Genomic DNA, 25,034 nt, shown 5'->3' on the forward strand with positions numbered 1-25,034 from the left:
CATTTCGCGCCAGGGATAGAAGATGCAAGCCGAGGTGCGCTTCGATCACGTGACCTGCATGTTCGGCTCCGTGATCGCCGTCGACGACGTGACCTTCGACATTGCCGAGGGAGAGTTCTTCACTCTTCTTGGGCCGTCCGGCTCCGGCAAGACGACCTGCCTCAGGATGGTCGCTGGCTTTCAATATCCGACGTCCGGCCACGTCTACATTCATGGGAAAGACGACACCCGGCTGCCGCCGTTCGAGCGCGACGTCAACACGGTGTTTCAGGACTATGCCCTGTTCCCGCATATGAGCGTCTCCGACAACGTGGCCTATGGGCTGATGGTGCGCGGCGTCGGCAAGAAAGCGCGGCACAAACAGGCGGAAGAGATGCTCGAACTCGTCCGCCTCGGAGGCTACGGGCACCGCCGCCCGATCGAGCTTTCGGGCGGCCAGCGCCAGCGTGTGGCGCTCGCCCGCGCCCTCATCAACCGTCCGCGTGTTCTCCTTCTCGATGAGCCTCTCGGCGCGCTTGACCAGAAACTGCGCGAAGAGATGCAGGTGGAACTGAAGGAGCTGCAGCGCGAGGTCGGCATCACCTTCGTCTTCGTCACGCACGATCAAACGGAGGCGCTGTCGATGTCGGACCGTCTCGCCGTCTTCAACAAGGGGCGCGTGGAACAGATCGGCACGCCGCAGGAGGTCTATGACCGCCCGCTGACCCGCTTTGTCGCCTCTTTCGTCGGGGCCTCCAATATCGTCGAGGGGCGTCTCGCCGAACGGCTTTTCGGCAGTTCTGAGCCGGTCTCGATCCGACCGGAAAAGATCGTCCTGTCACGCGACGGGGAGGGGATTGCCGCCACCATTCGAGAGGTCAACTTCATCGGGGCCGCCACGCGCTACCGCATTGCCGTCGAAGGTGTGGAAGAGGCCGCACTTCTCGTCACCTCGCCCAATGTTCTCACCGGCGACACCGCCTTCGCCGTCGGCACACCAGTCCGCCTCGCCTGGGCGGAGGGCACGACGCAGGTGCTGAAATGACGGGCCCTTCCATCTCTCCGAATGGCACATCGACGGCACCGTCCGGCGATGCCGGCGGGCCGCCTGTTGGAATCGGCCGTCGCGTCTCGCGCTGGTTTTATGGCCGGCCTGGCATCTTTCTCCTGCTGCTTCTTCTGCCGCCGCTTCTCTGGCTCGGCATCGTCTATGTCGGCTCGCTGTTTGCTCTTCTGCTCAACTCGTTCTTCGCCATCGACCCGTTCACCGGGATGGTGAAATACGAGCTGACGCTGGCGACCTGGAAGCAGCTCTTCACCCTCGCCAATCTCGACATCATCATGCGCACCGTGACGATGGCGGCCTGCGTGACGGTGGGTGCAGCGATCATCGGTTTTCCGCTGGCGCATTACATGGCGCGCTATGCCGGCCCTCGCATCAAGGGGCTTCTCTATCTCGCGGTGATGCTGCCGCTGTGGTCGAGCTATCTCGTCCGCCTCTATGCCTGGAAACTCATTCTGGCCAAGGAAGGCATCATCAGCTGGATCGCGGCCCATACCGGGCTGAGCTGGCTTCTCGATGCCCTCTTGGCGTTGCCGGTGATCGGCGGCCCGAGCCTCTCCGTCAGCTATATCGGCATGTTCCTGGTGTTTCTCTATATCCGGCTGCCGTTCATGATCCTGCCGATCGAGGCGGCTCTGGAACGTGTGCCGCGCACGGTGACGGATGCGTCTGCCGATCTCGGGGCGCGGCCGGGGACGACCTTTCGCAAGGTGATCCTGCCGCTCGCCTTTCCGGGCGTCGTCGCGGGCTCGATCTTCACCTTCTCGCTGACGCTCGGCGATTACATCATCCCGGGCGTCGTCGGCTCGTCGCGGCTCTTCATTGGCCAGGCGGTCTATCTGCATCAGGGAACGGCCGGCAACCTGCCTCTGGCGGCGGCTTTCTCCACTGTGCCCATCGTCATCATGGCGGCCTATCTGATGGTCGCCAAGCGTCTGGGGGCCTTCAATGCGCTCTAGACGTCATGCCAGCGCAAGGCCGCGGGCGAGCCTCCTGTTGAAGCTCGGAACGGTCTTTTGCGTCCTGTTCCTGCATGTGCCGATGGCCTTCATCATCCTCTATGCCTTCACGACGGAGGACAAATCCTATGTGTTTCCACCGCCGGGCCTGACGCTCAAATGGTTCGCCGTCGCCTGGGGGCGGCAGGATGTGTGGGATGCGCTGACGCTGTCCGTTCAGGTCGCCCTGACCGCGACGGCGATGGCGCTCATTCTGGGGACGCTCGCGGCGGCCGCGGTCAGTCGCGCTCGATTTTTCGGTCGCGAGGCGGTGAGCCTTCTCGTCATTTTGCCGATCGCTCTGCCGGGTGTCGTCACGGGTATCGCCTTGCGCTCCGCTTTCGGCCTCGCCGACATACCCTTCTCGTTCTGGACGATCGTTGTCGGCCACGCGACCTTCTGCGTCGTCGTTGTCTACAACAACGCCGTCGCCCGCCTGCGGCGCACCTCAGGCAGCCTCATCGAGGTGTCGATGGACCTTGGCGCCAACGGTTTTCAGACCTTCCGTTATGTCGTTCTGCCGAACCTCGCGACGGCGCTTCTTGCCGGTGGCATGCTCGCCTTCGCGCTGTCCTTCGACGAGGTCATCGTCACCACCTTCACCGCCGGCCAGCAGACGACTTTGCCGATTTGGATGCTGTCGGAGCTGGTGCGTCCGCGTCAGCGCCCCGTCACCAATGTCGTCGCCGTTTTCGTCATTGCCGTCACCTTCATTCCGATCCTGACCGCTTACCGGGCGACGCGATCGAGCGCCTTTGCGGAAGGGGGAGGCAAGTGAGTTTCCATTCCAAGGGAGGAGTGAGACCATGAAGTTACCGCCGAGACTGCCTGCAAAACTCCTCATCGGCGGGGAGTTCGTTGCCGGTGCGGGCGCCGATGAGACGATCCTCAACCCGGCCACGGGCGAGGCGATCTGTGTCATCCCGGAAGCCTCCTCCGAACAGGTCGATGCGGCGGTCGCCGCCGCCGAGGAAGCTTTTCCGGCCTGGGCTCGTACGACGCCGGCCGAGCGCTCCGCTCTCCTTTTGGGGCTGGCGAACCGGATCGAGAAGGAGGCGGAGGCGATCGCGAGCCTTGAAAGCCTCAATTGCGGCAAGCCCTATGCCTCGGCACTTGCTGACGAAGTGCCGGCGATCGTCGATTGCTTCCGCTTTTTTGCCGGCGCGGCACGCTGCCTGCCGGGTATGGCGGCCGGCGAATACCTGCCGGGCTATACCAGCATGATCCGCCGCGATCCTGTGGGCGTCGTGGGCTCGATCGCGCCCTGGAACTATCCTCTGATGATGGCGGCCTGGAAGCTCGCCCCGGCGCTTGCCGCGGGCAACACCGCCGTCCTGAAGCCCTCGGAGCAGACGCCCCTGACGACGTTGTTCCTCGCCGAACTCGTCGCCGATCTCTTCCCGAAAGGTGTCCTCAACATCGTCACCGGACGAGGCGAGACGGTGGGTGCGCCGCTCGTCGAACATCCGCGGGTGGGGATGGTGTCTTTGACGGGCGATGTGGCGACCGGGCAGAAGGTGCTGCAGGCGGCAAGCCGTGCCATGAAGCGCACACATCTGGAACTCGGCGGCAAGGCGCCGGTCATCGTCTTCGACGATGCCGATCTCGAAGCGGTGATCGAAGGCATACGAACCTTCGGCTATTTCAACGCCGGCCAGGATTGCACGGCGGCCTGCCGCGTCTATGCCGGTCCGAAGATCCACGACCGGCTCGTGGCCGATCTCGCCGATGCGGTTTCGACGCTCAAATTCGGTGCTCCGGAGGACGAGGGCGTCGAGATCGGCCCGCTGATTTCCGAGAGGCAGCGTTCGCGTGTGGCGAGTTTCGTCGAGAGGGCGTTGTCGCACGGACATATGGAGGCGGTCACGGGCGGCAGCGCGGCCGAAGGGCCGGGGTTCTTCTACAGGCCGACGGTGATCGCCGGCGCCTTGCAGAAGGACGAGATCGTGCAGCGCGAGGTCTTTGGTCCCGTCGTTTCCGTGACGCGCTTTTCGGAAGTCGACGAGGCGGTCGCCTGGGCCAACGACAGCGAATATGGTCTCGCATCATCCGTCTGGACGAAGGATGTCGGCCGCGCCATGGCGGCGGCTGCGCAGCTTCAATATGGCTGCACCTGGATCAACACGCATTTCATGCTGTGCAATGAAATGCCCCATGGCGGCATGAAGAGCTCCGGCTACGGCAAGGATATGAGCCTTTATGCGCTCGAAGATTACACCGTCGTGCGCCACGTCATGGCGAAGTGGTAGGCCTCTCTGCGGCCGGCAGGACAGGCGTCGCTTCACGCGGCGCCTGTCTTCGTGTGGGGACGAATCCGCCTTCACGCGTTTGATACCACGCCTCTGTCGGGGAACGTCTTCCGCTCTGTGGTGAGCCGAACGACGCGCCCGAATACGCAAAGCGCTCAACGGTTGTCCGGGTTGGCAGCCGCCAAGGCGGGCACTCCGAGAGATCTTTTCCTATGGGATCTGCGAGACCGAGGCGCCGACGGTGCCTGGAGGGCTCGCGGTCGTGTGATCTGGCCGGACCGTGTTTTCGAGCGGGCTCCGTGAGCTGACCGTCCGTGCTCAACACATGAGGGCTCTCCGGGAGCGATGCCCTTTTGGGGGCGCAAATTCCTTCGCGTCCAGACCTTCGCAGACAAAGTCTTGCCGCGGGCGCCCTGCGACCTCTTGACAGTTTTCTCGATGTCGTTTCATATCTTGATATCGAGTTTCGAATAATAAAACAACTCGGAGGGACGCAGATGAGACGAATGATCGCGCTGGCGGGTGCGTGCCTGCTGATGCTCGGCACAGCGCATGCGCAGGAATTCACGCTGAAGTTCGGCCACGCAGCATCGTCCAAGCACCTGTTTCAGACGGGTCTGGAAGACTTTGCCGCGCGGGTTGCGGAAAAGACCGATGGGCGCGTCAAGGTCGAGGTTTATGGCGACCGTCAACTCGGTGACGACAAGCAGCTTCTGGAAGGTCTGCAGATCGGCACGATCGACGGCGCGCTCGTTTCCTCCCCGACGCTGCCGCTCGTGATCGGCGCGACCGCATTCGATGCGCTTCAGCTGCCTTTCGTCGTCTCGTCCTACGAGGAGCTTGCCTCGGTGCTGGAATCGCCGGTGGGGCAGGAGCTTCTCGATTCTCTGGATGCGAAGCAGATCAAAGGTCTCGGCTACATCGAGGCCGGTCAGCGTCATTTCCTGTCTCGCGAGAAACAGGTCGCGACGCTTGCCGATTTCGCCGGCCAGAAGACGCGCATCGTCCCGATCCCGCTGCACAAGGCGACGTGGGAAGCGATCGGCGTCAACACGGTCGGCATGGCGTATGGCGAGGTTTATTCGGCGCTCGAGACCGGCACGATCGACGCCGTCGAGATCAATCTTTCCTCCGTTCGCACCGAGAGCCTCTACGAGGCGGCCAAACACGTCACGCTCACCGGACATTACTTTTGGCCGGGCGTCATCATGGTCTCGAACATCACCTGGTCGCGCCTGCCTGATGACGTCAGGGAGGCCATGATCGAGGCCGGTCACGAGGCGACGGAAGCCGCTTACACGCGTGCGGCTGAGCAGGAAGATGAGACGACGGCGTTTCTCAAAGAGAACGGCGTGACGATCGGGAAGCTCGAAGATCTTGATGCCATGCGGGCGAAGACGAAACCCGTCGTCGAGGAATGGCTCGGCAAGGATCCGCTCATCCAGAAATTCTACGACGCAGTCGGGGCGGAACGCTGAGATGACGAAGGCGAACGTTTATACCTGGACGGAACTGCCGCGCGAGGAAGTGCGCAAGGGCGTCACCCGCACAGCCTTTCGAGGCGACAACGCCTTGATGGTGATGAACTGGCTGGAGCCAGGAATGGAGGTGAAGCCCCATTCGCATCCCTTCGAGCAGCTCGCCTACATTCTCGCCGGGCGTGTGCGCTTCACCATTGGCGATGACGTGGTGGAAGTCGGTGCGGGGCAGGTCGTCCGCATTCCGCCGGACGTCCTCCATTGCGGTGAGCCGGTGGGCGAGGAAGTGGCGGTCAACCTCGATGTCTTCGCGCCCGTTCGCGACGATTACCGGCATCTGACCGCCTATCAGGAAGGCGATTTCGCCTCCGCCGACTGAGGCAGAAGCCCCCTCGATTTTGACGACAGCCGTCCGGTGCTCGCCGGGCGGGACAGGGAAGCTCACCCTCGAAGCGTCAGCAAGCGGTTCAAGAAACCATGGCTATCGGCACGTTCTACAGGATTTTCCAGACGGTGATGAAGGCGCTGCTCGTCCTTCTGATCGGCGTTCTCCTCGCCGTGATGACGCTGCAGATCATCATGCGCTACAGCTTCAGCGCCTCGCTGATCTGGGCGGAGGAGGTCTGTCGCTATCTCCTGATTTGGGTGTCGCTGATTGCCGGCATCTTCGCCTATGAGAAGGGCGAGATCGCAGCCATGACGCTGCTGCGGGATGCTCTGCCGAGGCGGATTGGCCTGGGGCTCGCCATCTTCTGCAATCTTGCCGCCGCCATCCTGTGCCTGGCGCTCGTCTATTACGGCTGGCGCTATGCGGAGATGGTCGGCTCGCAGCCGATCCCAGCATTGCGTTTCCTGTTCGAGGACACGTTCGGCTGGCCGCAGAGCTACGTCCCGACGGTCTTCTGGGTCTATTTTTCTCTGCCACTCGGCATGGCCTTCATGGCCGTGCGCCTCCTCGTCGACATCGTGCACTACATCCGCCTGATGGCGAGCGGCGGCAGCGTCGGCGATCTCCGTCCGATCGGCCCGGAAGGGGTCGCCGAATGACCCTTTATCTCGCGGCCTTCTTTTTCTTTCTCATCATCGGCGTACCGATCGCCTTCTCTCTGGGGCTCGCATCGCTCGCCTATCTGGTGCTGACCGGCAATGTCATGCTGCTCATGGCCTTCCCGCAGAAGATGCTCGCCGGCATCGACAATTTCGTTCTCCTGACGATCCCGTTCTTCATTCTCGCGGGCAATTTGATGGATGCGGCGAACCTGACGCAGGAGATCGTCCGCTTTTCTCAGATTCTCGTCGGTCGGGTGCGGGGAGGACTGGCGGCCGTGAATGTGGTCGCCTCGATGATGTTCTCCGGCGTTTCGGGCGCGGCGACGGCCGAGGCGGCCGCACTCGGCTCCGTCATGATCCCGGCCATGCGCCGCGATGGCTATCCGCCGGCCTATGCCGCCGCGTTGACGGCAACCGGTTCGCTTCTTGGGCCGCTCGTGCCGCCCTCGCTGTCGCTCATTCTCTACGGCGTTCTGACCGGAACCTCGATCGCCGACCTCTTCCTGGCCGGTATCGTGCCCGCCTTTCTGCTTTGCGCTCTTCTCGTCGGCTACGCGCTCATCAAGGCGCAACGCGAGGGACATCCTCTGCCGACGCCGGTACCGGCCGATGAACGCCGCGGCATCATCGCTCGGGCCCTGCCGGCGCTCTTTCTGCCGGTCATCATCGTCGGCGGCATCAGGAGCGGTGTCTTTACCCCGACCGAGACGGCCGCCGTCGCCGCCGTCTACGCCCTTATCGTCGGCATGGTCTTTTATCGGACGCTGTCGCCGCGACGCGTTGCCGAATGCTTTTATGAGACGGCGACGATGTCGGCCGGCGTCATGCTCGTCGTCGCCATGGCCTCGATGACCTCCTTCATCCTCGGTATCGAGAATATCCCACAAGCCATTGCGCGGGCGATGTTATCTCTGACAGAATCGCCGGCGCTTCTCATCATCCTTTTGAACGTCGTCCTGCTCGTTCTGGGCTTCTTTCTGGAGCCGCTGGCCGCGCTCGTTCTCGCCATGCCGATCCTCAACCAGATCACCCCGATGCTCGGGCTCGATCCGGTGCAATTCGGCGTCATGATCGTCTTCAACCTGATGATCGGCATGATCACGCCGCCGGTCGGGCTCTGCCTCTTCATCGTCAGCGTCATCGGACGGGAGCCGCTCGACAGGGTGAGCCGTGCGGCCCTTCCCATGATCGGCATCTGCGTCTTCGTGCTCGCCCTTATCGCCACCGTGCCGCAGCTCTCGCTGATGCTGCCCGCCATGTTCGGAGACTGAGAAATGGGCGAACAGCTCGACAAGACCTCAAACCAGTCGACTCAGGTCGCCTTCCGCATCATCGAGGAGATGGCGCCGCTCGGCGAGGGCATTCGCCTCACAGATCTCGCCCGCCGGCTCGGAATGCCGAAGCCGCGCATCTACCGCTTCCTGCAGACGCTGATGAGCATCGGCTATGTCGACCAGGACCCGGAGACGGAGAGATACCGGCTGACGCTGAAGCTCTTCCATCTCGGTCAGGCGATCGCCGATGGCACCCAGCTTCTGACCGTGGCGCGGCCGGTGATGATCCGCCTGCGCGATTCCCTGCATCTGACGACCACGCTTTCGCTGCTCGAAGACGACGGCATGCGCGTCATCGATATCGTGCGCGTGGAGACGCCGGTGCAGATCGTGACGAAGCCGGGTGCGCTCATGGATTTTCACGCGTCTGCTCAAGGCAAGCTGGCGCTCGCCTTCGGCAAGCCGGAACTTTGGGCCCAGGTGCGCGCGCGTCCGCTTGCCCGCCTGACGGAAGAAACCAACACCGACATCACACGCCTGGAGGCGGAGGTCGCCGAGGTCCGCCGGCGCGGCTGGGCGGCAGCACCCGGTGAATCTCTGCCTGGCGTCAACGCGGTGTCGGCGCCGATCTGCGACGTCTCCAACGCCATGATCGGCTCTCTCAACATCGTCGGTTCGGTTCAAACGATCCTGCCGGATCCCGACCCTTCACAGATCGACGCCGTGCGCGAAGCCGCCCGCTCGATCTCCATCAATCTCGGTTGCACGGAGTATTTTGGATGACGCGATTTTCGCTGGCGATCGACATCGGCGGCACGTTCACCGATGCGGTCCTGCTTGCCTCCGACGGACGAAGCTTCGTCGATAAGACGCTGACGACGCATGGAGATCTTCTGGAAGGGTTCTTTCGAGGCGTGGACCTCGTTTGCGGCCGCGCCGGTGTCGGCCCGAAGGACATCGACGACGTCGTGGTGCATGCCACGACCGTCGTCACCAACGCGCTGATCGAGCGCAAGGGGCCGCCGGTCGGTCTCGTTCTCACCGAGGGCTTTCGCGACATTCTCTATATCCGCGAAGAGCACCGCTACGACATGTACGATCCGCAGATCGAGTTCGCCGAGCCGCTGATCCCGTCGGAGCGGACGTTCACGCTCAACGAGCGTGTCTTCGCCGACGGCACGGTGGAGAAGGCGGTCAATGCGGATGAGGTTCGCAAGATCATCGCCGAATGCCGCAAGGCGGGCATCGTTTCCGTCGCCGTCTGCCTCCTCAATGCCTACCGCAATGGCGAGAACGAAGAGGCGGTGCGAAAGATTTTCGCGGCAGAGGCGCCGGAGATCTATGTCTCGGTCTCCAGCGAGATCGCCCCGCAGATGCGCGAATATCTGCGCGCTTCGACGGTTGCTATCAATGCCTACACGGTGCCGATCACGCGTCCTTATCTGACCGCGCTCATCGAGGAGCTCGACACGCGCGGCTTCTCCCAGCAGCCGCTGATCATGCTGTCGAATGGCGGCGTCATCGGCGCCGAGCGGGCAGGGCGCTTTCCCGTGCGGATGATCGAATCCGGTCCGGCCGCGGGCGCGCTCGTCGCCTGCTATTTCTCGCGCCTCTTCGGCATTCCGGACCTCATCTCCTTCGACATGGGCGGTACGACGGCGAAAGCCTGCCTCATCCAGGGCCACGAGCCGCTCGTCACCGGCACCTTCGAGGTCGACCGGCGCTACCGCTTCAAGCCGGGTTCCGGCATGCCGATCACGGTGCCGTCGATCGACATGATCGAGATCGGCGCTGGCGGCGGCTCGATCGCCTCCATCGATTCCCTCGGCCTCCTCAAGACGGGACCCGAAAGCGCCGGTTCCATCCCGGGCCCGGTTTCCTATGGTCGCGGCGGCGAGAACCCTTGCGTCACCGACGCCGACGTCGTCCTCGGCATCATCGATCCGGATCGCTTCCTCGGGGGCGACATGAAGCTCGATGCTGCCGGCGCCCGCAAGGCGCTCGGCGCGCTCGGCGAGAAGCTCGGCCTCTCCGCCGAGAAGGCGGCCTGGGGTGTCTTCGAAGTCGTCTGCGAGCAGATGGCGGCGGCGACCCGCACGCACGCCACCGATCGTGGCATCGATTATCGCGGCCTGCCGCTTCTCGCTTTCGGCGGCGCCGGTCCGGTCCATGCCTGCATGGTCGCCGAGCTCGTCGACGGCGAGAAGATCATCTACGCGCCGCTCGCGAGCGTGCTTTCCGCTTTCGGCACGCTCGTCACGCCGGCGCAGATCGATCTCGTGAAAAGCCTCGTCTCTCTCCTCGACGCGCTCGACTGGGAGGCGGTCGACGCGACGCTTCAGGCGATGGTCGATGAGAGCCGCGAAGCTCTGAAAGAGGCCGGCATCCGCGAGGAGGACCTCAACTTCACCTTCTCCGTCGACATGCGTTACCTCGGCCAGCAGTCCGAGCTCAGGATCGATTTGCCGGGCGATCCGCGCGCCGCGCGCGATGCCGGCGCTATCCGCTATCTCTTCGAGAAAGAATACGAGGCCCAGTACGGCCTCAAGCTCGACGACATCGCCATTGAGGTTGTCAACTGGCGCGTGACCGGCAGCGGCCTGAAGCCGGAACGCAAGACCGCGACCGCCGGCGCCGGCTCATCCGCCGAGGCCGCTCCGACCCGTACCGTCTGGCTCCATGGCGAGCCCCGCGACGTGCCGATCTATCAGCGCAGAGAACTCACGCAGGAAGACGAAGTCGTCGGCCCCGCGATCATCGAAGAACGGGAAACCACGATCTTCATCCTCGAGGGCTGGACCCTCGGCGTGCACGAGACCGGCAGCCTGGTTGCCGAGAAGAAGAAGGACAGCGAGTGATGGACGGCGTCGAACTGCAAATCCTCTGGAGCAATCTCATCGGGATCGTTTCCGAGCAGGCGCGCGCGCTCCAGCGCATCGCCTTCAGCCCGATTGTGCGCGAGGCGGGCGATCTCGCCAATGGCCTCTTCGACGAGAAGGCACGCATGGTCGCCCAGGCGGTGACCGGAACGCCGGGCCACATCAATTCGCTTGCAGCGGCGGCCCGCAATCTTCTGAGCGAGATCGACGTCGACAGCCTCAAGCCGGGCGACGTCCTCATCACCAACGATCCGTGGATGTCGGCCGGCCACTTCTTCGACATCACCGTGCTGTCGCCGATCTTCCGTGGCGACCGGATCATCGCCTATGCCGGCTCCACGATCCATCACACGGATATCGGCGGCTACGGCATCGGCTCCGGCGCGCGCGACATCCACGAGGAGGGGCTGTGGATCCCAGTCATGAAGCTTTACGAGGCCGGCAAGCCGAACGAGACGCTCTTCCAGATGATCAAGCGCAACGTCCGGACGCCGGATGCGCTTCTCGGCGATCTCGGGGCGCAGGTTTCGAGCGGCATGATCGCGTCGGAACGCCTCAACGCGCTCTGCGACCGCTACGGCCTCGACGACATCTCCGACCTCTCGGAAGAAATCATCTCCCGTTCCGAGACGGCGATGCGCGAGGCGATCCGCAAGCTTCCGGGCGGCACCTATCACGGCGCTTCGAGTTTCGACGTGCCGGGGGGGCAGACGGTCGAGCTCAAAACCGCCGTCACGGTCGACGCCGAGGCGGGCGAGATCACCATCGATTTTGCCGGCTCTTCGGGGCCCGCATCTTCGGGCATCAACGTCGTGCCGGCCTATACGCATGCCTACGCGACCTTCGCGGTGCGTTCGACGCTCAATCCGGACCTGCCGAACAACGCCGGCAGCCTGGCGCCGATCAAGCTCGCGCTGCCGGAGGAATGCATCGTCAATGCGCGCTATCCCTCGCCGGTGAATGCGCGCCACGTCGTCGGCATGTATGTGCCGTTCCCGATCCTGAAGGCTCTCTCCGAAGTCGCTCCCGACCGGGTGGTGGCGGAAGGCTCCGGCGCCGTCTGGACCGTGCAGATCCAGGGCCGCGATGCGAACGGGCGGCCCTTCACCAGCTCCATGTTCAATTACTCGGGCGGCATGGGCGCGCGGGCGACGAAGCCTGGCCTCTCGGCCATCTGCTATCCGACGGGTGTCGCGGCGGTGCCGGTCGAGGTGCTGGAAGCCTCCTATCCGATCGCCTTCACCTGCAAGGAACTGGAACGTGGCACGGGCGGCAAGGGCGCCCAGCCGGGCGGTGACGGCCAGCGCATCGGCTATCGCATGCGCACCAAGACGCCGTGGCTCCTCAACACCATTCCGAGCCGACTGAAGTCTGCGCCGGAAGGCCTGAAGGGCGGCAGCGACGGTGCGCCCGGCCGCTTCGAGATCAACGGCAAATCGGTTCTCGACACGCGCAAGATGGAGATGCAGCCGGACGACGAGGTCTTCATGGTCACGCCCGGCGGTGGCGGCTTCGGAGCCTGAGCGCCGGGATGACGGTCAATGCGGACTTCGCCACCCGTCTGAAGGCCGGCGAGCGGCTCGTCGGCACGTTCGTCAAGACGCCGAGCCCGGCGGTGATCGAGATTCTCGGCTCGGTCGGGCTCGACTTCCTGGTGCTCGATGCCGAACACGCCCCGCTCGGGCGCGAGGCGATCGACCTCTGTCTGCTGGCGGCGCGGGCCGCCCGCATTCCGGTGGTCGTACGCGTGCCGGTCGCGAGCCCCGAATGGACGATGACCGTGCTCGATTGCGGCGCTGCCGGCGTGATGGCGCCGCATGTGCACTCGCCGAAGCAAGCGACGGCGATCGCGGCCGCGATGCGTTTCGGGCGGGACGGACGCGGCTTCTCGCCGTCGACGCCAGCGGCCGGCTATGGGCAGCGCAGTGTCGCCGAACATTTTGAGCTTTCGGCCAGGGAGAGCGTGCTCATCTGCCAGATCGAGGATCCGGACGGCGCTGCTGCAGCCGCCGAGATTGCTGCCGTTCCAGGCGTCGACGGTCTCTTCGTCGGCCTGGTCGATCTCGGCGTCGCCTCTGGTCTGGAGGCGGGATCGGATGAGCTTCGCGCGCTCTGCCGGAGGATCGTTGCGGTTGCCAGCGGGGATGGGGCGCGCACGGGCATGTTTGTCGGCAGCGCCAAAGAGATTCCGGACTGGGAGGGAGCGGGTGCGAGCTTCTTCCTTGTCAAGACCGACCAGGGGTTTCTGAGGGCCGGCGCCGCCGCGGCGCTCGCGACCGATTGAGAACCGGCATCTTTGCCGAACAGACGTCTCGAATGAGGGCATGACAATGAATGTTGCGATCGTCGGCTGGGGCCACACGGCTTTCGGGAAATCCGAGCTGTCCTTCGAAGAGCTCGTCCGGGCTGCGGCCTCGGAGGCGCTTGCCGATGCGGGCATCGGCGGCGAGGACGTCGACGCGACCTTTCTCGGCCATTTCAACGCCGGCATGGTGGCGGACGGCTTTGCATCCTCCATGGTGCTCGGGGCGGGCGAGGGCATGCGCTTCAAGCCCGCGACGCGGCTTGAAAATGCCTGCGCCTCGGGATCGGCCGCGATTTATGCGGCAATCGACGCGATCGAGGCCGGGCGGATCGATGTCGCTCTCGTCGCCGGGGCGGAGAAGATGACCCATCTGCCGGGTGCACAAGTGACGGCCTCCCTCGGGGCGGCGAGCTACCAGAAGGAGGAGGCGGGCGTCTCCTTCCCAGAGATTTTCGCCCGCTTCGCCCGTGCCTATCGCGAGCGTTTCGGCGACCCGAGCGAAGCGATGGCGCGGATTGCCGTGAAGAACCATGCAAACGCCGTCGACAATCCGCTCGCTCAGCTCAGGAAGCCGCTCGACTTCGCCTTCTGCAGCGAGGTTTCCGAGAAGAACCCGATGATCGCGGAGCCGCTGAAGAAGACGGATTGCTCGCTCGTCTCCGACGGGGCGGCGGCGATCGTCGTCTGCCGTGCCGACCGCGCCGGCGAGTTCAAGAAGGCCGTCGGCTTCCGCGCCCGCGTGCAGGTGAACGACTATCTGCCGCTGTCAGCCAAGGATCTGACGCGGCTCGAAGGGCCGGCCGAAGCGTTTCGGCAGGCTTATGCGGCGGCCGGTGTCTCCGTCGACGACATCTCCTTCGCGGAGGTGCATGACTGCTTCACCATTGCCGAGCTGATGACGATGGAGGCGATGGGGCTGGCGCGCCCCGGCGAGGCGGCTGCCCTCGTTGCGGACGGCGTCACGCACAAGGACGGCAGGCTGCCGATCAACCGTTCCGGCGGCCTGAAGGCCAAGGGCCATCCCGTTGGCGCGACGGGCGTTTCCATGCACGTCATGGCCGCCCGTCAGCTCACTGGGGAAGCCGCGGACATGCAGCTCGCCGATCCGAAACTCGGCCTCTGCTTCAACATGGGCGGAGGCGCCGTCGCAAGCTACGTTTCGATCCTCGAGCCTTTGGAGGTCTGACCCATGAACCTCGCGGACTGGCTTCTTCGCACGGCGCGGCGCATGCCCGAAGTACCGGCGCTTTTGCGTGGTGATGAACTTGTGGCGACCTACCGAGAGTTTGCCGAACGGGCCGCACGGCTCGGGCGCGCGCTCAAAGAGGTGCATGGCGTTTCACCGGGAGACCGGGTCGCGATCTTCATGGCCAATTCGACCGAGTATCTGGAGATCATGTATGGGATCTGGTGGGCCGGTGCGGCCGCCGTGCCGATCAACCACAAGCTCCATCCGCGCGAGGCGGCCTACATCGTCAAGGATTCGGGAGCGGGTCTCGTCTTCATCTCCGAGGGAGACGAGGTGCTGGCGCAGCGGCTCGATGAGGGCGTGCGTCTGATCACCGCGCTGGGCAAGGCGTACCAGGAGCTTCTTGCCGCCGAACCGCTTGCCGCGCCACATGCGATGTCGTCGGATGCGCTCGCCTGGCTTTTCTACACCTCCGGAACGACCGGCAATCCGAAAGGCGTCATGCTCTCGGTCGCCAATCTGCAGGCGATGAGCTTTGCCTATTTTGTCGATGTCGACGAGGTGCACACCGAGGATGCCGCGCTCTATGCCGCGCCGATGTCGCATGGGGCGGGGCTCTACAACTTCATGCACGTTCTCCGCGGTGCCCGCCATGTCGTCCCAAAATCAGGTGGATTTGATGCGGCGGAAATCGTTTCGCTTGCCCACTCGCTCGGCGGTCTGTCCTTCTTCGTCGCGCCGACCATGGTCCGCCGCCTCGTCCAGCACGCGAAGACGACCGGCTATGACGGCGATGGGATCCGGACCATCGTCTATGGCGGCGGGCCGATGTACGTCGCCGATATCGAAGAGGCGGTTTCCCTTTTCGGACCGCGCTTCGTGCAGATTTACGGCCAGGGCGAAAGCCCGATGACGATCACGGCCCTCTCTCGCGATCTCGTGGCCGACAGGACCCATCCGCGCTGGAAGGAACGCCTCGGCTCCGTCGGCACCGCGCAATCCTGCGTCGATGTGCGGGTGGCGGACGGCGACGGTCATACGCTCGCTCCGGGCGAGAGCGGTGAGATTTTGGTTCGCGGTCCGAGCGTCATGGCCGGCTACTGGCAAAACGAGAAGGCGAGCGCGGAATCTCTGCGCGACGGCTGGCTCTGGACCGGTGATGTCGGTGCGATGGACGAGGACGGTTTCCTGACGCTGATGGATCGCTCCAAAGACGTCATCATCTCCGGCGGCACCAACATCTATCCGCGCGAGGTCGAAGAAGTGCTCTTGCGGCATCCCGCCGTTCAGGAGGTGTCTGTCGTCGGCCGGCCGAGCCCCGAATGGGGTGAGGACGTCGTCGCGTTCGTCGTCGCACCGGAGAACGCGCCGAATGTCGAAGAACTCGATGCGCTCTGCCGCGAGGAAATCGCCCGCTTCAAGCGCCCGAAGGACTACGTCTTTCTGAATGAGCTTCCGAAGAACAATTACGGCAAGGTGCTCAAAATCGAGCTTCGCAGGCTGCTGAGCCAAGCATAAGCGAATCGGACGGGGCCGCGAACGCGGTGCGTCTGGCTCCACATGACCGAAGTCCGACGTATGCGTGTCTGAAAGATCGCGGGCGTGGCGCGCTTGCTTGTTTGAGCCTGCGCAACCGGGACAGAATGTGGCGCGCATCCGGCTTGACACTCCGACACCATCCAGCCTTTATCTCTGTCGATGGTTTCCAGCGAAACGAAGACTTCGCTGGGTGAAAAGGGAATACGGTGCGGTGTAGCCAGTAGGCGCCAAATCCGTGACTGCCCCCGCAATTGTGAGCGGAGAGCGACCCCGAACGATGCCACTGGGCGTGCGACGGACACCGTCTAACGCCTGGGAAGGCTCGGGGAAGCAGAGACCCGCAAGTCAAGAGACCTGCCATCATCATGCAACCAGACCCGGCGGGGATGTCGGGGGAAGGATCGAGATGACAATCTTGTCGTCGACGACAATGCGCGAGTCTCTTTTCGGGCAATCCATTCCGCCTGCCCCCGCGGTTCTCTCTCGGAACCAGGATAGCAGACACAATGCACCGAAACGTCGCGATCGGCCTTGCAGCACTGGCCAGTCTTTCGCTCATCGACGCCGCGCATGCGGGTGAAACCAAATACCCGCTGAGCATCGACAATTGCGGACAAACCATCACGTTCGAGGCCGCGCCTGAGCGCGACGTCACGGTCGGCCAGTCTGCGACTGAGATTCTCTACTCGCTCGGCCTCGGCGACAAGGTCGTCGGGACCTCTGTCTGGTTCAGCGATGTGCTGCCGGAGTTCGCCGAACTCAACAGCGGCATCGAGCGGCTCGCGGACAACGATCCGAGCTTCGAAAGCGTCGTCGCCAAGAAGCCGGGCCTCGTTGCGGTTTCCTATGAGTGGCATATCGGGCCGCAGGGCATCGTCGGGACCCGCGAGCAGTTCCATGACGTCGGCATCCCGACCTACATCCTTCCGACCGATTGCGTGAAAGACAATTCCGCTGGCGTCGATGGCACCAGGCTCGAGATGTACAGCACCGACGCCCTGTATCGTGCGATCCGCGAACTTGCGGAGATCCACGACGTGAAGGCGGAGGGTGAGGCGCTTGTCAGCGATCTTTCGGAGCGCGAAGCCGCCGCGGTGGAGAAAGCGAAAGAAGCGAAGGCGGGCGACGTTTCCGCGGTCTTCTGGTTTTCGTCTGCCGAAATGGACGTCGATCCCTATGTCGCCGGGCGCAAGGGCGTTCCGGGCTGGATGATGGAAAAGCTCGGCGTCCGCAACGTCGTGGAAAGCGATGAGGAATGGCCGACCGTTGGCTGGGAGACGATCGCCAAGGCCAATCCTGACATCATCGTCGTCGCCAAGATGACCCGCCGCCGCTTTCCTGCCGACGACGTCGAAAAGAAGCTCGAATTCCTCAAGACGGATCCGGTCGCCAAGGAAATGGAAGCCGTCAAGGCGGGGCGGATTCTCGTCATGGACGCCCATTCCATGGATCCCTCCATCCGCAACATCTCGGCACTCGAGATGCTCGCCGATGAACTTCCCAAGCTGAAATAGCAGAGCCCGATCATGGCCACTCAACGACCCGGCCGCTGGCCGGGTCTTCTGACATCGTTGTCGTCGAAACTCGCAATTCTGGGGGCCGCGCTGATCCTCGGGGCTGCGATCGGAGAGACACGTATCCCGCTGGAAACGGTCGGGCAGGTGCTTGCCATGAAGGTGTTCGGGGGAAGCTATCCTGTCGATCCGATCGACCAGGGCATCGTCTGGAATTACCGCTTCAGCCGGGCAATCGTCGCGGCCTCCTGTGGCGCAGGCCTGGCCGTCTCGGGGCTGGTGCTTCAGACGCTGCTGCGCAATGTGCTCGCTGACCCTTACATTTTGGGGATCTCGGCCGGTGCATCGACCGGAGCTGTGGCTGTTACCATCGCCGGCATCGGCGGTGGTCTCGTGTCGCTCTCGGCCGGTGCTTTCGTAGGCGCCCTCGTGGCTTTTGCGCTCGTCATCGCTCTGGCTCGGGCCGCCGGTGGCTTTGCGGGAACATCGACCGGTCAGGTGATCCTTGCCGGCGTGGCCGGGGCCCAGCTTTTCAATGCGCTCACGTCGCTGATCATCGCGCACTCGGCCAATGCCGAACAGGCGCGCGGCATCATCTTCTGGCTGCTCGGCAATCTGTCCGGTGTGCGCTGGCCTGATGTATGGCTCGCCGCACCCGTCGCGATCCTGGTGTTTGTCATCATCACGGTCCATGCGCGGGCGCTCGACGCGTTTGCCTTCGGATCGGATGCGGCGGCCTCTCTGGGCATCAACGTATTGAAGACGCAGGCGATCCTGATCGGGGCGGCCGCTCTGGTGACGGCCGTTATGGTCAGCATCGTCGGTGCAATCGGCTTCGTCGGACTGGTTGTCCCGCATGCGGCAAGGCTTCTGGTCGGTCCGCGCCATGGCCGGCTCATCCCGATGACGGCGATCACCGGCGCCGTTTTTCTCATCTTCGCCGACATCGTGTCGCGAATCATCATTCCGGGCCAGGTTCTGCCGATCGGTGTCGTGACGGCGCTCGTCGGTGCGCCGGCCTTCGCGCTGATCCTGGTGCGCGGTCGCGGAGGGGCGCGATGACGCTGACGGCGCATGCTCTCGGCTGGTCCGCCGGCCGCACTCCGATCGTGTCGGACATCGATCTGACGATCGAACCTGGCGAGCTCTTCGGTCTTGTCGGACCGAACGGCTCCGGCAAGTCGACATTGTTGTTGCTGCTCTCGGGATTGCGGAAACCATCCCGCGGCCAGGTGATGGTCGGTGATGTCGATATTCAAAAAATCACGCGGTGCGAGGTCGCGCGGCGGATCGCTATCGTCGCCCAACAACTCGATACCTCCGACCGGCTTACCGTCCGCGAGACGGTCGAGCTCGGGCGCACGCCATGGCTCGGACCTCTCACTCCCTTCAGCGCGGACGACGACGAAATCGTGGAGAAGGCTCTCGCCGAAACCGGCATCGCGCATCTCGCCGAGCGTCGATGGCAGACGCTTTCAGGCGGCGAACGTCAGCGCGCCCATATTGCCCGCGCTCTGGCCCAAAAGGCCGACATCCTGATCCTGGATGAACCCACGAACCATCTCGATATCCACCACCAGCTTTCGATTCTCGCGCTCGTCCGGCGCCTGCCGATCACGGTGGTCGTCGCTCTGCACGATCTCAATCAGGCGATGGTGTGCGACCGGCTGGGGTTGATGGCCAAAGGCCAATTGGAGGCGGTCGGCACCCCGAAAGACATCCTGACCGCCACTCGGATCGAACAGGTTTTCGACGTCTGCTCGCGCTCAATCGGCGACCCGGCGAACGGCGAGCCCATCCTGCGCTTTGCGCTATCACAAGAAAATAATTCTGTAGGAGTTTGATCATGAAAGGGTTTCTGGTTCTGACGCTAGTGCTTGTGAGCAGCTTCGCGCATGCCGAGACCTTCGAGGTGAAGATGCTGAACCGGGGAGAGAAGGGCGCGATGATCTATGAGCCGGATTTCCTGCGCGTGGCGCCGGGCGACACGATCCGCTTCCTTGCGTCGACACCGGGCCACAACGCCCGGACCATCGCCGGACTGGCGCCCGAAGGCGCGGAGGAAATCAAGACGCCGCTGGGCGAAACGGCGGATGTGGTGGCCGAGACGCCGGGCATCTATGGCCTCAAATGCAGCCCCCACTATGCCATGGGCATGGTGATGATGATCGCCGTCGGAGAAGAGGCGGACCCTGGAGAACTCGTGCTTCCAGACGACCTGCCCAGGCGGGCGCGACAAAGGCTGGAAGAGATCATCACCGAAAATCGCAAGTGAGGCCATGGTCGCGCGAGCGGGCTCACGGGCACCCAGATTCCGGCGGCACGCCAAGCAGTCGCGGCAAAGCATCGTCGATCCGAGCCGGGGGATCGTTCCTCAATCCTTGAACGTTTTCTTCGATTGCTGCGACCTGAGATCGTCCATGGTGCCTGCGAAACTCGTCACTCTCAGCTTCTTCCGCTACCCGCGCAGGCAAGCGTGGAGCGCTTTTCTGCGCATGGGATTTCCGGGGGTGATCGACCGTTCGACGCAGCGTTCCGGTCAATTGCGCCTGCTGGGTTGTGGAAGCGGCAGCGGCTTCTCCATTCTCCCGGACTTCACGCGCTACTGTCTCATGGGCGTTCCGGAGCGGCAGGAGGATTTGGCGGGGCTGCGCCAAACCAGGCTTTACCGCAGCGTCGCGGGGCCAAGCATCGAGCAGCTTCATTTCACCGTCCGTCCGGCGCGCGGCCATGGCAGCTGGGACGGTGAGCCACTCTTCGATTATTCGGGACATGACGTCGGCGGGCATCCTTTTGCGGTTCTGACGCTGGCGAGCGTCGCTGCGAAACGGGTCCGGTCATTCTGGCGACAGGTGCCGGAGGTCGACCGCTCGCTCAGCGAGGCTGCAGGGTGCGTCTGGCATGTCGGTTTCGGCTCCCATCCCTTGTTGCAGCTTGCGACCTTCAGCATCTGGGAAAACATCGATGCGATGCGTGCCTTCGCCTATCGTGACGGGCAGCATCCGACGGCGATCCGGAAAGCGCGGGGCGAAGACTGGCTGCCGGAATCGCTTTTCGCCCGCTTCGAGATCGAGGCGATCGAGGGCGACGTCGATCGATATCCGGAGCTCGCGATGCTTGTCGCTTCAGATCGTCTTCGACAGCCGCAAGCGCTCTCTATCGCGTCTTAGGCATCGCCTCCGACAGGCGTCGCGCAGGCCATGCCGCCATCCACGCCTTTGCAAGTGGTCACGCTGGCCCATCTATCGTGTCGAAGCAACCGGCTCCGCGGTGCTCGATAAGGCGGCGGAGCCCAGGCAAAGGAGCAACCGACAATGGCGATCACCAAACACGGATCAGCTGTCTGGAAGGGCGGTATCAAGGACGGAAGCGGCACGATCTCCACGGAGACCAGAGCACTCGACGCGCATCCGTACGGCTTTGCGAGCCGCTTTGAGAGCGGCAAGGGCAGCAACCCTGAGGAGCTCATCGCAGCCGCACATGCCGCCTGCTTTTCGATGGCACTTTCGCTGATGTTGACCCAGGAAGGGATGGCGCCGGAAGAGCTCGACACCTCCGCGGCCGTGACCATCGAGCAGCAGGGCGAGAGGTTCACCATCACCTCCAGCCGCCTGACGCTGAAAGCCAAAGTGCCCGGCATCGACGAAGCGAAATTCCAGGAGATCGCCGGAAAGGCCAAAGAAGGCTGCCCGGTCTCCAAGCTCTTGAATGCCGAGGTGACACTCGAGGCAAGCCTCGTCGGCTGATCCGGGAGACTTCGCGCCGCAGCCTTCTCCCCGAGGCGATGGCTGCGGCGCGTGCCTAAAAGCCCACCGCCTGACCGTCCTTGCGATGGTCGCTGCCGGCAATATAGCCGTCGGCGAGGCGATGAATGAGCTGCGCGCCGCCGAAGCTGAAATCCACGTCCGGCGCGACGCGCTCGATCTGATGGCCCATCCGTGCCAACTCTGCCGCGACATCCGCGGAGATGCCCGTTTCGAGGGCAACGCGGCGCCCGGCGATAAAGCGCCAGCGCGGCGCGTCGCTCGCCGCTTGCGGGTTCTGCCGCCAAAGCTGCGTGCGCAGGACCATCTGCACGTGACCTTGCGCCTGCATCGCGCCGCCCATGACGCCGAAGCTCATGAGGGGGATGCCGTCCTCCATAAGAAAGCCCGGAATGATCGTATGGAAGGGGCGCTTGCCGCCTGCGACCTCGTTTGGGTGGCCTTGCGCGAGCACGAAACCGGAGCCCCGATTCTGCAGGTGGATGCCGGTTTCGGGCACCACTATGCCGGAACCGAAGCCCGCATAGTTTGACTGAATGAAGGAAACCATCCGGCCGGCGGCATCGGCGGCCGTGACATAGACCGTTCCGCCCCGCCTCGGTGCGCCGGCGGTCGCGTCTGACGCGTAATTGCGATCGACCAGCGCGGCGCGTGAAGCAAGGTAATCATCGTCGAGAAGAGTGTCGGGTGAGATCTCCATGTTGGCCGGGTCGGCGACGAAACGATGCGCGTCGGCGAGCGCCAGTTTCATCGCCTCGATTTCAAGATGAAGGGCCTCGGCGCCGTCGGGATCGAGGCTTTCAAGCTCGAGCCTGTCCAGAATGCCGAGCGCGATCAGTGCGGCGATGCCTTGTCCGTTGGGCGGAATCTCGTGGAGCTCGGTTCCGCGAAACGGCTGGCTGATCGTCCCGCACCAATCGCAGGCATGGGCCGCGAGATCCTCTTCGTCGAGAACAGCATCATGTTGCCGGGCAAAATCCGAGATTTTTCGGGCGAGCTCGCCGCGATAGAAATCCTCGCCACGGCTGTCGGCGATCTTTTTGAGGGATCGGGCAAGGTGCGGATTGCGAAAGGTCTCGCCGGGCCGGGGAACGCGGCCTTCGATGAGAAAGTGGGGCGCGAAGCCAGGTTCGTGGCGCAATCTGTCGGCGCCTCGTGACCATTGCAGCCCAATCGAAGGTGAAACCGCAAATCCCTCTTCGGCATAGGCGATCGCGGGCTCGAACAAGGTCGCGAAGGGAAGGGCGCCGAAACGTTCCGACAGAGCGACCCAGCCCGAGACCGCCCCCGGGACGGTGACGCTCTCCCATCCTTGCTGCGGCATTTCGGGAAGACCGCGGAAGCGTTCCGACGACCAGGCGCGTGGCGAACGCCCGGACGCGTTGAGGCCATGGAGCTCGTTCCCGTCCCAGACGATGGCAAAAGCGTCGGAGCCAAGCCCGTTGCCGGTCGGTTCGACCACCGTCAAAGTGATTGCCGCGGCAAGTGCTGCATCGATCGCGTTTCCGCCGGCAAGCAGCATGCGGAGGCCCGCTTGCGCCGCCAGCGGCTGCGAGGTGGAGACCATGTTGCGTGCCATGATCGGGGTGCGCACGCTGACATAGGGATTGTCGTAAGAAAGGGCCGAGATGGTCGTTCTCCATGGCGGGGAAGCGGCGGGCGCTTGCGGGACAGGCAGTCTCGCGAGCTTGTTACAGCGGCCACGCATCGGCAAGCCGGCCCCTGAGATTCTCGCTTCCCTGTCGATGTCTGAGATGGCGGAGACGAAACTCCGCGTGCGCAGAGAGCGTTTGCTCGCCGACGGGACTTTCCGTGGTCCCGACCAGATCCTATAGAGACGACGACCGAGCCGGCCGCGATGGCATGGAATTTGTCGGCATTCCTGCTAGTCTTCTGTTGAAGCAAGGCTGGAATCGCTGCGAAAGGTTTCGGCAAGGCAAAGGACGGCAGAGACGTATGCAGGCGCGCATCTACAAACCGGCTCGCACGGCGATGAGCTCGGGCCAGGCCAAGACGCATGAATGGGTGTTGGAATTCGAGCCGGAAACACCGCGCTCGATCGAGCCTTTGATGGGCTATACGGCTTCAAGCGACATGCGCTCGCAGGTGCGTCTGCGCTTCCCTTCGAAGGAGGAGGCCGTGGCCTACGCGCAGCGCAACAAGATCGCCTATCGCGTCTATGAGCCGAAGGAAAAGAAGCGGGCGACGATCTCCTACTCCGACAATTTCAAATTCAATCGGCAGGTGCCGTGGACCCATTAGGCGCGTCTTTGCGCCTTCCGGCCCCGTAGCTCAGTGGATAGAGCACCGGCCTTCTAAGCCGATGGTCGCAGGTTCGAATCCTGCCGGGGTCGCCATTGATTTTTTGAATCGAAAAGTGGCTCTAACTTCCTGATCTGGCATTGTTTGGGGCGCGTCAGCGCGCCCATCAAAGAGCCAGGATCGCGCGAAAGTCGTTGACGTTCGTCAGCGTCGGACCGCTGATGACGAGATCGCCGAGCGCTTCGAAGAAGCTGTAGGCGTCGTTGCGCGCCAAAGCGTCGTGCGCGTCGAGACCGAGGTCTTTGGCGCGTGCGAGCGTGTCGGGCGCACAAAGCGCGCCGGCATTGTCCTCGGAGCCGTCGATTCCATCCGTGTCGCAGGAGAGTGCATAGATCCCCTCCGCGGAATCGAGCGCGATCGCGAGAGCCAGAAGATACTCCGCGTTGCGGCCCCCGCGCCCGTTACCGCGCAAGGTGACGGTGGTTTCTCCCCCGGAGAGAAGCACGAAGGGCCGCGCCAGCTCGCCCCGGGCGAGCTTGGTGCGGGCCAGACGGCCATGCTCTGCCCCCAGCTGCCGTGCTTCGCCTTCGAGGTCGTCACCGAGAATGAGCGGAGCAACGCCACAATCGCGGGCGATCTTGGCCGCCTCTTCCAAAGAACGGTGCGGGGCCGCGATGAGGCGGAAGGTGCTGCGGGGCAGGCGCGAGGCACCCGGCTTCGGCGTTTCGGCCTCAGGGCTCGCAAGCCATGCCTCGGCTGCGGCCGGGAGCTCAATGCGGAAACGCGCAAGGACATTTCGGGCATCGGCGAGCGATGTCGGATCGGCGACCGTCGGTCCGGAAGCGATCGCCGCGGGATCGTCGCCTGGAACATCCGAGATGGCGAGGGTCAAAACCGGAGCTGGCCAGGCCGCGGCCGCCAGGCGACCGCCTTTGACGGCGGAGAGATGCTTGCGCACGCAGTTCATGGCGCCGATCGGGGCACCGGAGGCGAGGAGTGCCCGATTGATCTCCTGCTTGTCGGCAAGGGTCAGGCCATCGGCCGGAGCACTCAAAAGGGCAGAACCGCCACCCGAGATCAGCGCGATGACGAGATCGTCCTCGGTGAGATCTCGGAGAAGATCGAGCATGCGCCGCGCCGCCTTTTCACCTGCCACGTCCGGGACCGGATGGGCGGCTTCCACGATCTCGATCGATCGGCACGGCACCGCGTGGCCGTAACGTGTCACGACTAGGCCTTCGAGAGGTCCCTTCCAATTGTCTTCCAGGGTTTTGGCCATGGCCGCCGAAGCCTTGCCTGCCCCGATGACGATGGTGCGGCCGGCCGGCGGCGAGGGCAGGTGGGGCGGCAGGCAGGTCGCCGGGTCGGCAGCCCGAACTGCCGCGGCAAAAAGCATTCGCAGGAAAGCCTTTGGCTGGGAAAGATTGGGAGCGCTCAACATCGAGATCGCATCGTCGCTGGCCCTTGTCGTTAGCACCGCCGCGCGCGGCG

23 protein-coding genes, 1 tRNA gene and 1 riboswitch are annotated in these 25,034 nt (G+C 63.9%); of the genes, 22 read left to right on the top strand and 2 right to left on the bottom strand.

What is annotated here, in order from left to right; genetic code table 11:
* Positions 1-22: 22 nt before the first annotated feature.
* From ACK8CP_RS04490 to ACK8CP_RS04585, 20 genes are all read left to right on the top strand, one after another.
* Positions 23-1,024 (top strand): ABC transporter ATP-binding protein, encoded by a 1,002-nt coding sequence (locus ACK8CP_RS04490; RefSeq protein WP_414833466.1) that lies wholly within the window; start codon positions 23-25, stop codon positions 1,022-1,024.
* Positions 1,021-2,001 (top strand): ABC transporter permease, encoded by a 981-nt coding sequence (locus tag ACK8CP_RS04495; RefSeq protein ID WP_414833467.1) that lies wholly within the window; start codon positions 1,021-1,023, stop codon positions 1,999-2,001. Before ACK8CP_RS04490 ends, ACK8CP_RS04495 begins: the two co-directional genes overlap by 4 nt.
* Positions 1,991-2,818 carry an ABC transporter permease gene (locus ACK8CP_RS04500; RefSeq protein WP_414833468.1) on the top strand — a complete coding sequence of 276 codons (828 nt, stop codon included), beginning with the start codon at positions 1,991-1,993 and terminating at the stop codon, positions 2,816-2,818. The genes ACK8CP_RS04495 and ACK8CP_RS04500 overlap by 11 nt, the downstream gene beginning before the upstream one ends.
* 28 nt (positions 2,819-2,846) lie before the next feature.
* Positions 2,847-4,289, top strand: a complete 1,443-nt coding sequence (locus ACK8CP_RS04505; RefSeq protein WP_414833469.1) for a gamma-aminobutyraldehyde dehydrogenase — start codon at positions 2,847-2,849, stop codon at positions 4,287-4,289.
* Positions 4,290-4,786: 497 nt separating this feature from the next.
* Positions 4,787-5,767, top strand: coding sequence for a TRAP transporter substrate-binding protein (locus tag ACK8CP_RS04510; protein WP_414833470.1), 981 nt, complete (start codon positions 4,787-4,789; stop codon positions 5,765-5,767).
* Position 5,768: 1 nt separating this feature from the next.
* A complete protein-coding gene (locus ACK8CP_RS04515; protein ID WP_234628202.1) occupies positions 5,769-6,146 on the top strand; it encodes a cupin domain-containing protein in 378 nt (125 codons plus the stop codon).
* 98 nt (positions 6,147-6,244) lie between these two features.
* Positions 6,245-6,814 carry a TRAP transporter small permease gene (locus ACK8CP_RS04520; RefSeq protein WP_414833471.1) on the top strand — a complete coding sequence of 190 codons (570 nt, stop codon included), beginning with the start codon at positions 6,245-6,247 and terminating at the stop codon, positions 6,812-6,814.
* Positions 6,811-8,088: a TRAP transporter large permease gene (locus tag ACK8CP_RS04525; protein ID WP_414833472.1), complete on the top strand. Its 1,278-nt coding sequence runs from the start codon at positions 6,811-6,813 to the stop codon at positions 8,086-8,088. Before ACK8CP_RS04520 ends, ACK8CP_RS04525 begins: the two co-directional genes overlap by 4 nt.
* A gap of 3 nt (positions 8,089-8,091) precedes the next feature.
* The gene (locus tag ACK8CP_RS04530; RefSeq protein WP_234628200.1) at positions 8,092-8,874 is read left to right on the top strand and encodes an IclR family transcriptional regulator; all 783 of its coding nucleotides are present in this window, start codon (positions 8,092-8,094) and stop codon (positions 8,872-8,874) included.
* Positions 8,871-10,949: a hydantoinase/oxoprolinase family protein gene (locus tag ACK8CP_RS04535; protein WP_414833473.1), complete on the top strand. Its 2,079-nt coding sequence runs from the start codon at positions 8,871-8,873 to the stop codon at positions 10,947-10,949. The genes ACK8CP_RS04530 and ACK8CP_RS04535 overlap by 4 nt, the downstream gene beginning before the upstream one ends.
* Positions 10,949-12,493 (top strand): hydantoinase B/oxoprolinase family protein, encoded by a 1,545-nt coding sequence (locus tag ACK8CP_RS04540; RefSeq protein WP_414833474.1) that lies wholly within the window; start codon positions 10,949-10,951, stop codon positions 12,491-12,493. Before ACK8CP_RS04535 ends, ACK8CP_RS04540 begins: the two co-directional genes overlap by 1 nt.
* Before the next feature lie 8 nt (positions 12,494-12,501).
* Entirely contained in the window at positions 12,502-13,254 is a 753-nt protein-coding gene (locus ACK8CP_RS04545; RefSeq protein WP_414833475.1) for an HpcH/HpaI aldolase family protein, read from the top strand.
* 46 nt (positions 13,255-13,300) lie between these two features.
* Positions 13,301-14,461 carry a thiolase domain-containing protein gene (locus ACK8CP_RS04550; RefSeq protein ID WP_414834189.1) on the top strand — a complete coding sequence of 387 codons (1,161 nt, stop codon included), beginning with the start codon at positions 13,301-13,303 and terminating at the stop codon, positions 14,459-14,461.
* A 3-nt stretch (positions 14,462-14,464) separates the two neighbouring features.
* Positions 14,465-15,982, top strand: coding sequence for a class I adenylate-forming enzyme family protein (locus tag ACK8CP_RS04555; RefSeq protein WP_414833476.1), 1,518 nt, complete (start codon positions 14,465-14,467; stop codon positions 15,980-15,982).
* A 164-nt stretch (positions 15,983-16,146) separates the two neighbouring features.
* Positions 16,147-16,380: riboswitch (cobalamin riboswitch) on the top strand.
* 129 nt (positions 16,381-16,509) lie between these two features.
* Entirely contained in the window at positions 16,510-17,517 is a 1,008-nt protein-coding gene (locus tag ACK8CP_RS04560; protein ID WP_414833477.1) for an ABC transporter substrate-binding protein, read from the top strand.
* A gap of 12 nt (positions 17,518-17,529) precedes the next feature.
* A complete protein-coding gene (locus tag ACK8CP_RS04565) occupies positions 17,530-18,579 on the top strand; it encodes a FecCD family ABC transporter permease (protein WP_414833478.1) in 1,050 nt (349 codons plus the stop codon).
* A complete protein-coding gene (locus ACK8CP_RS04570; protein WP_414833479.1) occupies positions 18,576-19,361 on the top strand; it encodes an ABC transporter ATP-binding protein in 786 nt (261 codons plus the stop codon). Before ACK8CP_RS04565 ends, ACK8CP_RS04570 begins: the two co-directional genes overlap by 4 nt.
* A 2-nt stretch (positions 19,362-19,363) precedes the next feature.
* Complete coding sequence (locus ACK8CP_RS04575) at positions 19,364-19,792, top strand: pseudoazurin (RefSeq protein ID WP_414833480.1); 429 nt, start codon at positions 19,364-19,366, stop codon at positions 19,790-19,792.
* A 145-nt stretch (positions 19,793-19,937) separates the two neighbouring features.
* Positions 19,938-20,687, top strand: a complete 750-nt coding sequence (locus ACK8CP_RS04580; RefSeq protein WP_414833481.1) for a hypothetical protein — start codon at positions 19,938-19,940, stop codon at positions 20,685-20,687.
* A 144-nt stretch (positions 20,688-20,831) separates the two neighbouring features.
* Complete coding sequence (locus ACK8CP_RS04585; protein WP_414833482.1) at positions 20,832-21,263, top strand: OsmC family protein; 432 nt, start codon at positions 20,832-20,834, stop codon at positions 21,261-21,263.
* A gap of 55 nt (positions 21,264-21,318) precedes the next feature.
* On the opposite strand, the gene ACK8CP_RS04590 is transcribed toward ACK8CP_RS04585, so the two are convergent.
* On the bottom strand, positions 21,319-22,860 hold the full coding sequence (locus ACK8CP_RS04590) for a gamma-glutamyltransferase family protein (RefSeq protein ID WP_414833483.1): 1,542 nt from the start codon (positions 22,858-22,860) through the stop codon (positions 21,319-21,321).
* A 377-nt stretch (positions 22,861-23,237) separates the two neighbouring features.
* Between ACK8CP_RS04590 and ACK8CP_RS04595 the strand changes: the two genes are divergently transcribed.
* Positions 23,238-23,543 (top strand): ETC complex I subunit, encoded by a 306-nt coding sequence (locus ACK8CP_RS04595; protein ID WP_128294203.1) that lies wholly within the window; start codon positions 23,238-23,240, stop codon positions 23,541-23,543.
* Between the two features lie 19 nt (positions 23,544-23,562).
* Positions 23,563-23,638 (top strand) — tRNA-Arg (locus ACK8CP_RS04600).
* Positions 23,639-23,709: 71 nt separating this feature from the next.
* Here ACK8CP_RS04600 and ACK8CP_RS04605 read toward each other — a convergent pair.
* Positions 23,710-24,939 (bottom strand): glycerate kinase type-2 family protein, encoded by a 1,230-nt coding sequence (locus ACK8CP_RS04605; RefSeq protein ID WP_414833484.1) that lies wholly within the window; start codon positions 24,937-24,939, stop codon positions 23,710-23,712.
* Between the last annotated feature and the right edge of the window lie 95 nt (positions 24,940-25,034).

Source organism: Afifella sp. YEN Y35 (assembly GCF_047553465.1).
Taxonomy (GTDB): Bacteria; Pseudomonadota; Alphaproteobacteria; order Rhizobiales; family Afifellaceae; genus Afifella; species Afifella aestuarii.

Bases quoted from the DNA above. Each gene is read 5' to 3' on its own strand.
- ACK8CP_RS04490 (WP_414833466.1), top strand. From the start codon at position 23: ATGCAAGCCGAGGTGCGCTTCGATCACGTGACCTGCATGTTCGGCTCC.
- ACK8CP_RS04495 (WP_414833467.1), top strand. From the start codon at position 1,021: ATGACGGGCCCTTCCATCTCTCCGAATGGCACATCGACGGCACCGTCC.
- ACK8CP_RS04500 (WP_414833468.1), top strand. From the start codon at position 1,991: ATGCGCTCTAGACGTCATGCCAGCGCAAGGCCGCGGGCGAGCCTCCTG.
- ACK8CP_RS04505 (WP_414833469.1), top strand. From the start codon at position 2,847: ATGAAGTTACCGCCGAGACTGCCTGCAAAACTCCTCATCGGCGGGGAG.
- ACK8CP_RS04510 (WP_414833470.1), top strand. From the start codon at position 4,787: ATGAGACGAATGATCGCGCTGGCGGGTGCGTGCCTGCTGATGCTCGGC.
- ACK8CP_RS04515 (WP_234628202.1), top strand. From the start codon at position 5,769: ATGACGAAGGCGAACGTTTATACCTGGACGGAACTGCCGCGCGAGGAA.
- ACK8CP_RS04520 (WP_414833471.1), top strand. From the start codon at position 6,245: ATGGCTATCGGCACGTTCTACAGGATTTTCCAGACGGTGATGAAGGCG.
- ACK8CP_RS04525 (WP_414833472.1), top strand. From the start codon at position 6,811: ATGACCCTTTATCTCGCGGCCTTCTTTTTCTTTCTCATCATCGGCGTA.
- ACK8CP_RS04530 (WP_234628200.1), top strand. From the start codon at position 8,092: ATGGGCGAACAGCTCGACAAGACCTCAAACCAGTCGACTCAGGTCGCC.
- ACK8CP_RS04535 (WP_414833473.1), top strand. From the start codon at position 8,871: ATGACGCGATTTTCGCTGGCGATCGACATCGGCGGCACGTTCACCGAT.
- ACK8CP_RS04540 (WP_414833474.1), top strand. From the start codon at position 10,949: ATGGACGGCGTCGAACTGCAAATCCTCTGGAGCAATCTCATCGGGATC.
- ACK8CP_RS04545 (WP_414833475.1), top strand. From the start codon at position 12,502: ATGACGGTCAATGCGGACTTCGCCACCCGTCTGAAGGCCGGCGAGCGG.
- ACK8CP_RS04550 (WP_414834189.1), top strand. From the start codon at position 13,301: ATGAATGTTGCGATCGTCGGCTGGGGCCACACGGCTTTCGGGAAATCC.
- ACK8CP_RS04555 (WP_414833476.1), top strand. From the start codon at position 14,465: ATGAACCTCGCGGACTGGCTTCTTCGCACGGCGCGGCGCATGCCCGAA.
- ACK8CP_RS04560 (WP_414833477.1), top strand. From the start codon at position 16,510: ATGCACCGAAACGTCGCGATCGGCCTTGCAGCACTGGCCAGTCTTTCG.
- ACK8CP_RS04565 (WP_414833478.1), top strand. From the start codon at position 17,530: ATGGCCACTCAACGACCCGGCCGCTGGCCGGGTCTTCTGACATCGTTG.
- ACK8CP_RS04570 (WP_414833479.1), top strand. From the start codon at position 18,576: ATGACGCTGACGGCGCATGCTCTCGGCTGGTCCGCCGGCCGCACTCCG.
- ACK8CP_RS04575 (WP_414833480.1), top strand. From the start codon at position 19,364: ATGAAAGGGTTTCTGGTTCTGACGCTAGTGCTTGTGAGCAGCTTCGCG.
- ACK8CP_RS04580 (WP_414833481.1), top strand. From the start codon at position 19,938: ATGGTGCCTGCGAAACTCGTCACTCTCAGCTTCTTCCGCTACCCGCGC.
- ACK8CP_RS04585 (WP_414833482.1), top strand. From the start codon at position 20,832: ATGGCGATCACCAAACACGGATCAGCTGTCTGGAAGGGCGGTATCAAG.
- ACK8CP_RS04590 (WP_414833483.1), bottom strand. From the start codon at position 22,860: ATGGCACGCAACATGGTCTCCACCTCGCAGCCGCTGGCGGCGCAAGCG.
- ACK8CP_RS04595 (WP_128294203.1), top strand. From the start codon at position 23,238: ATGCAGGCGCGCATCTACAAACCGGCTCGCACGGCGATGAGCTCGGGC.
- ACK8CP_RS04605 (WP_414833484.1), bottom strand. From the start codon at position 24,939: ATGCTTTTTGCCGCGGCAGTTCGGGCTGCCGACCCGGCGACCTGCCTG.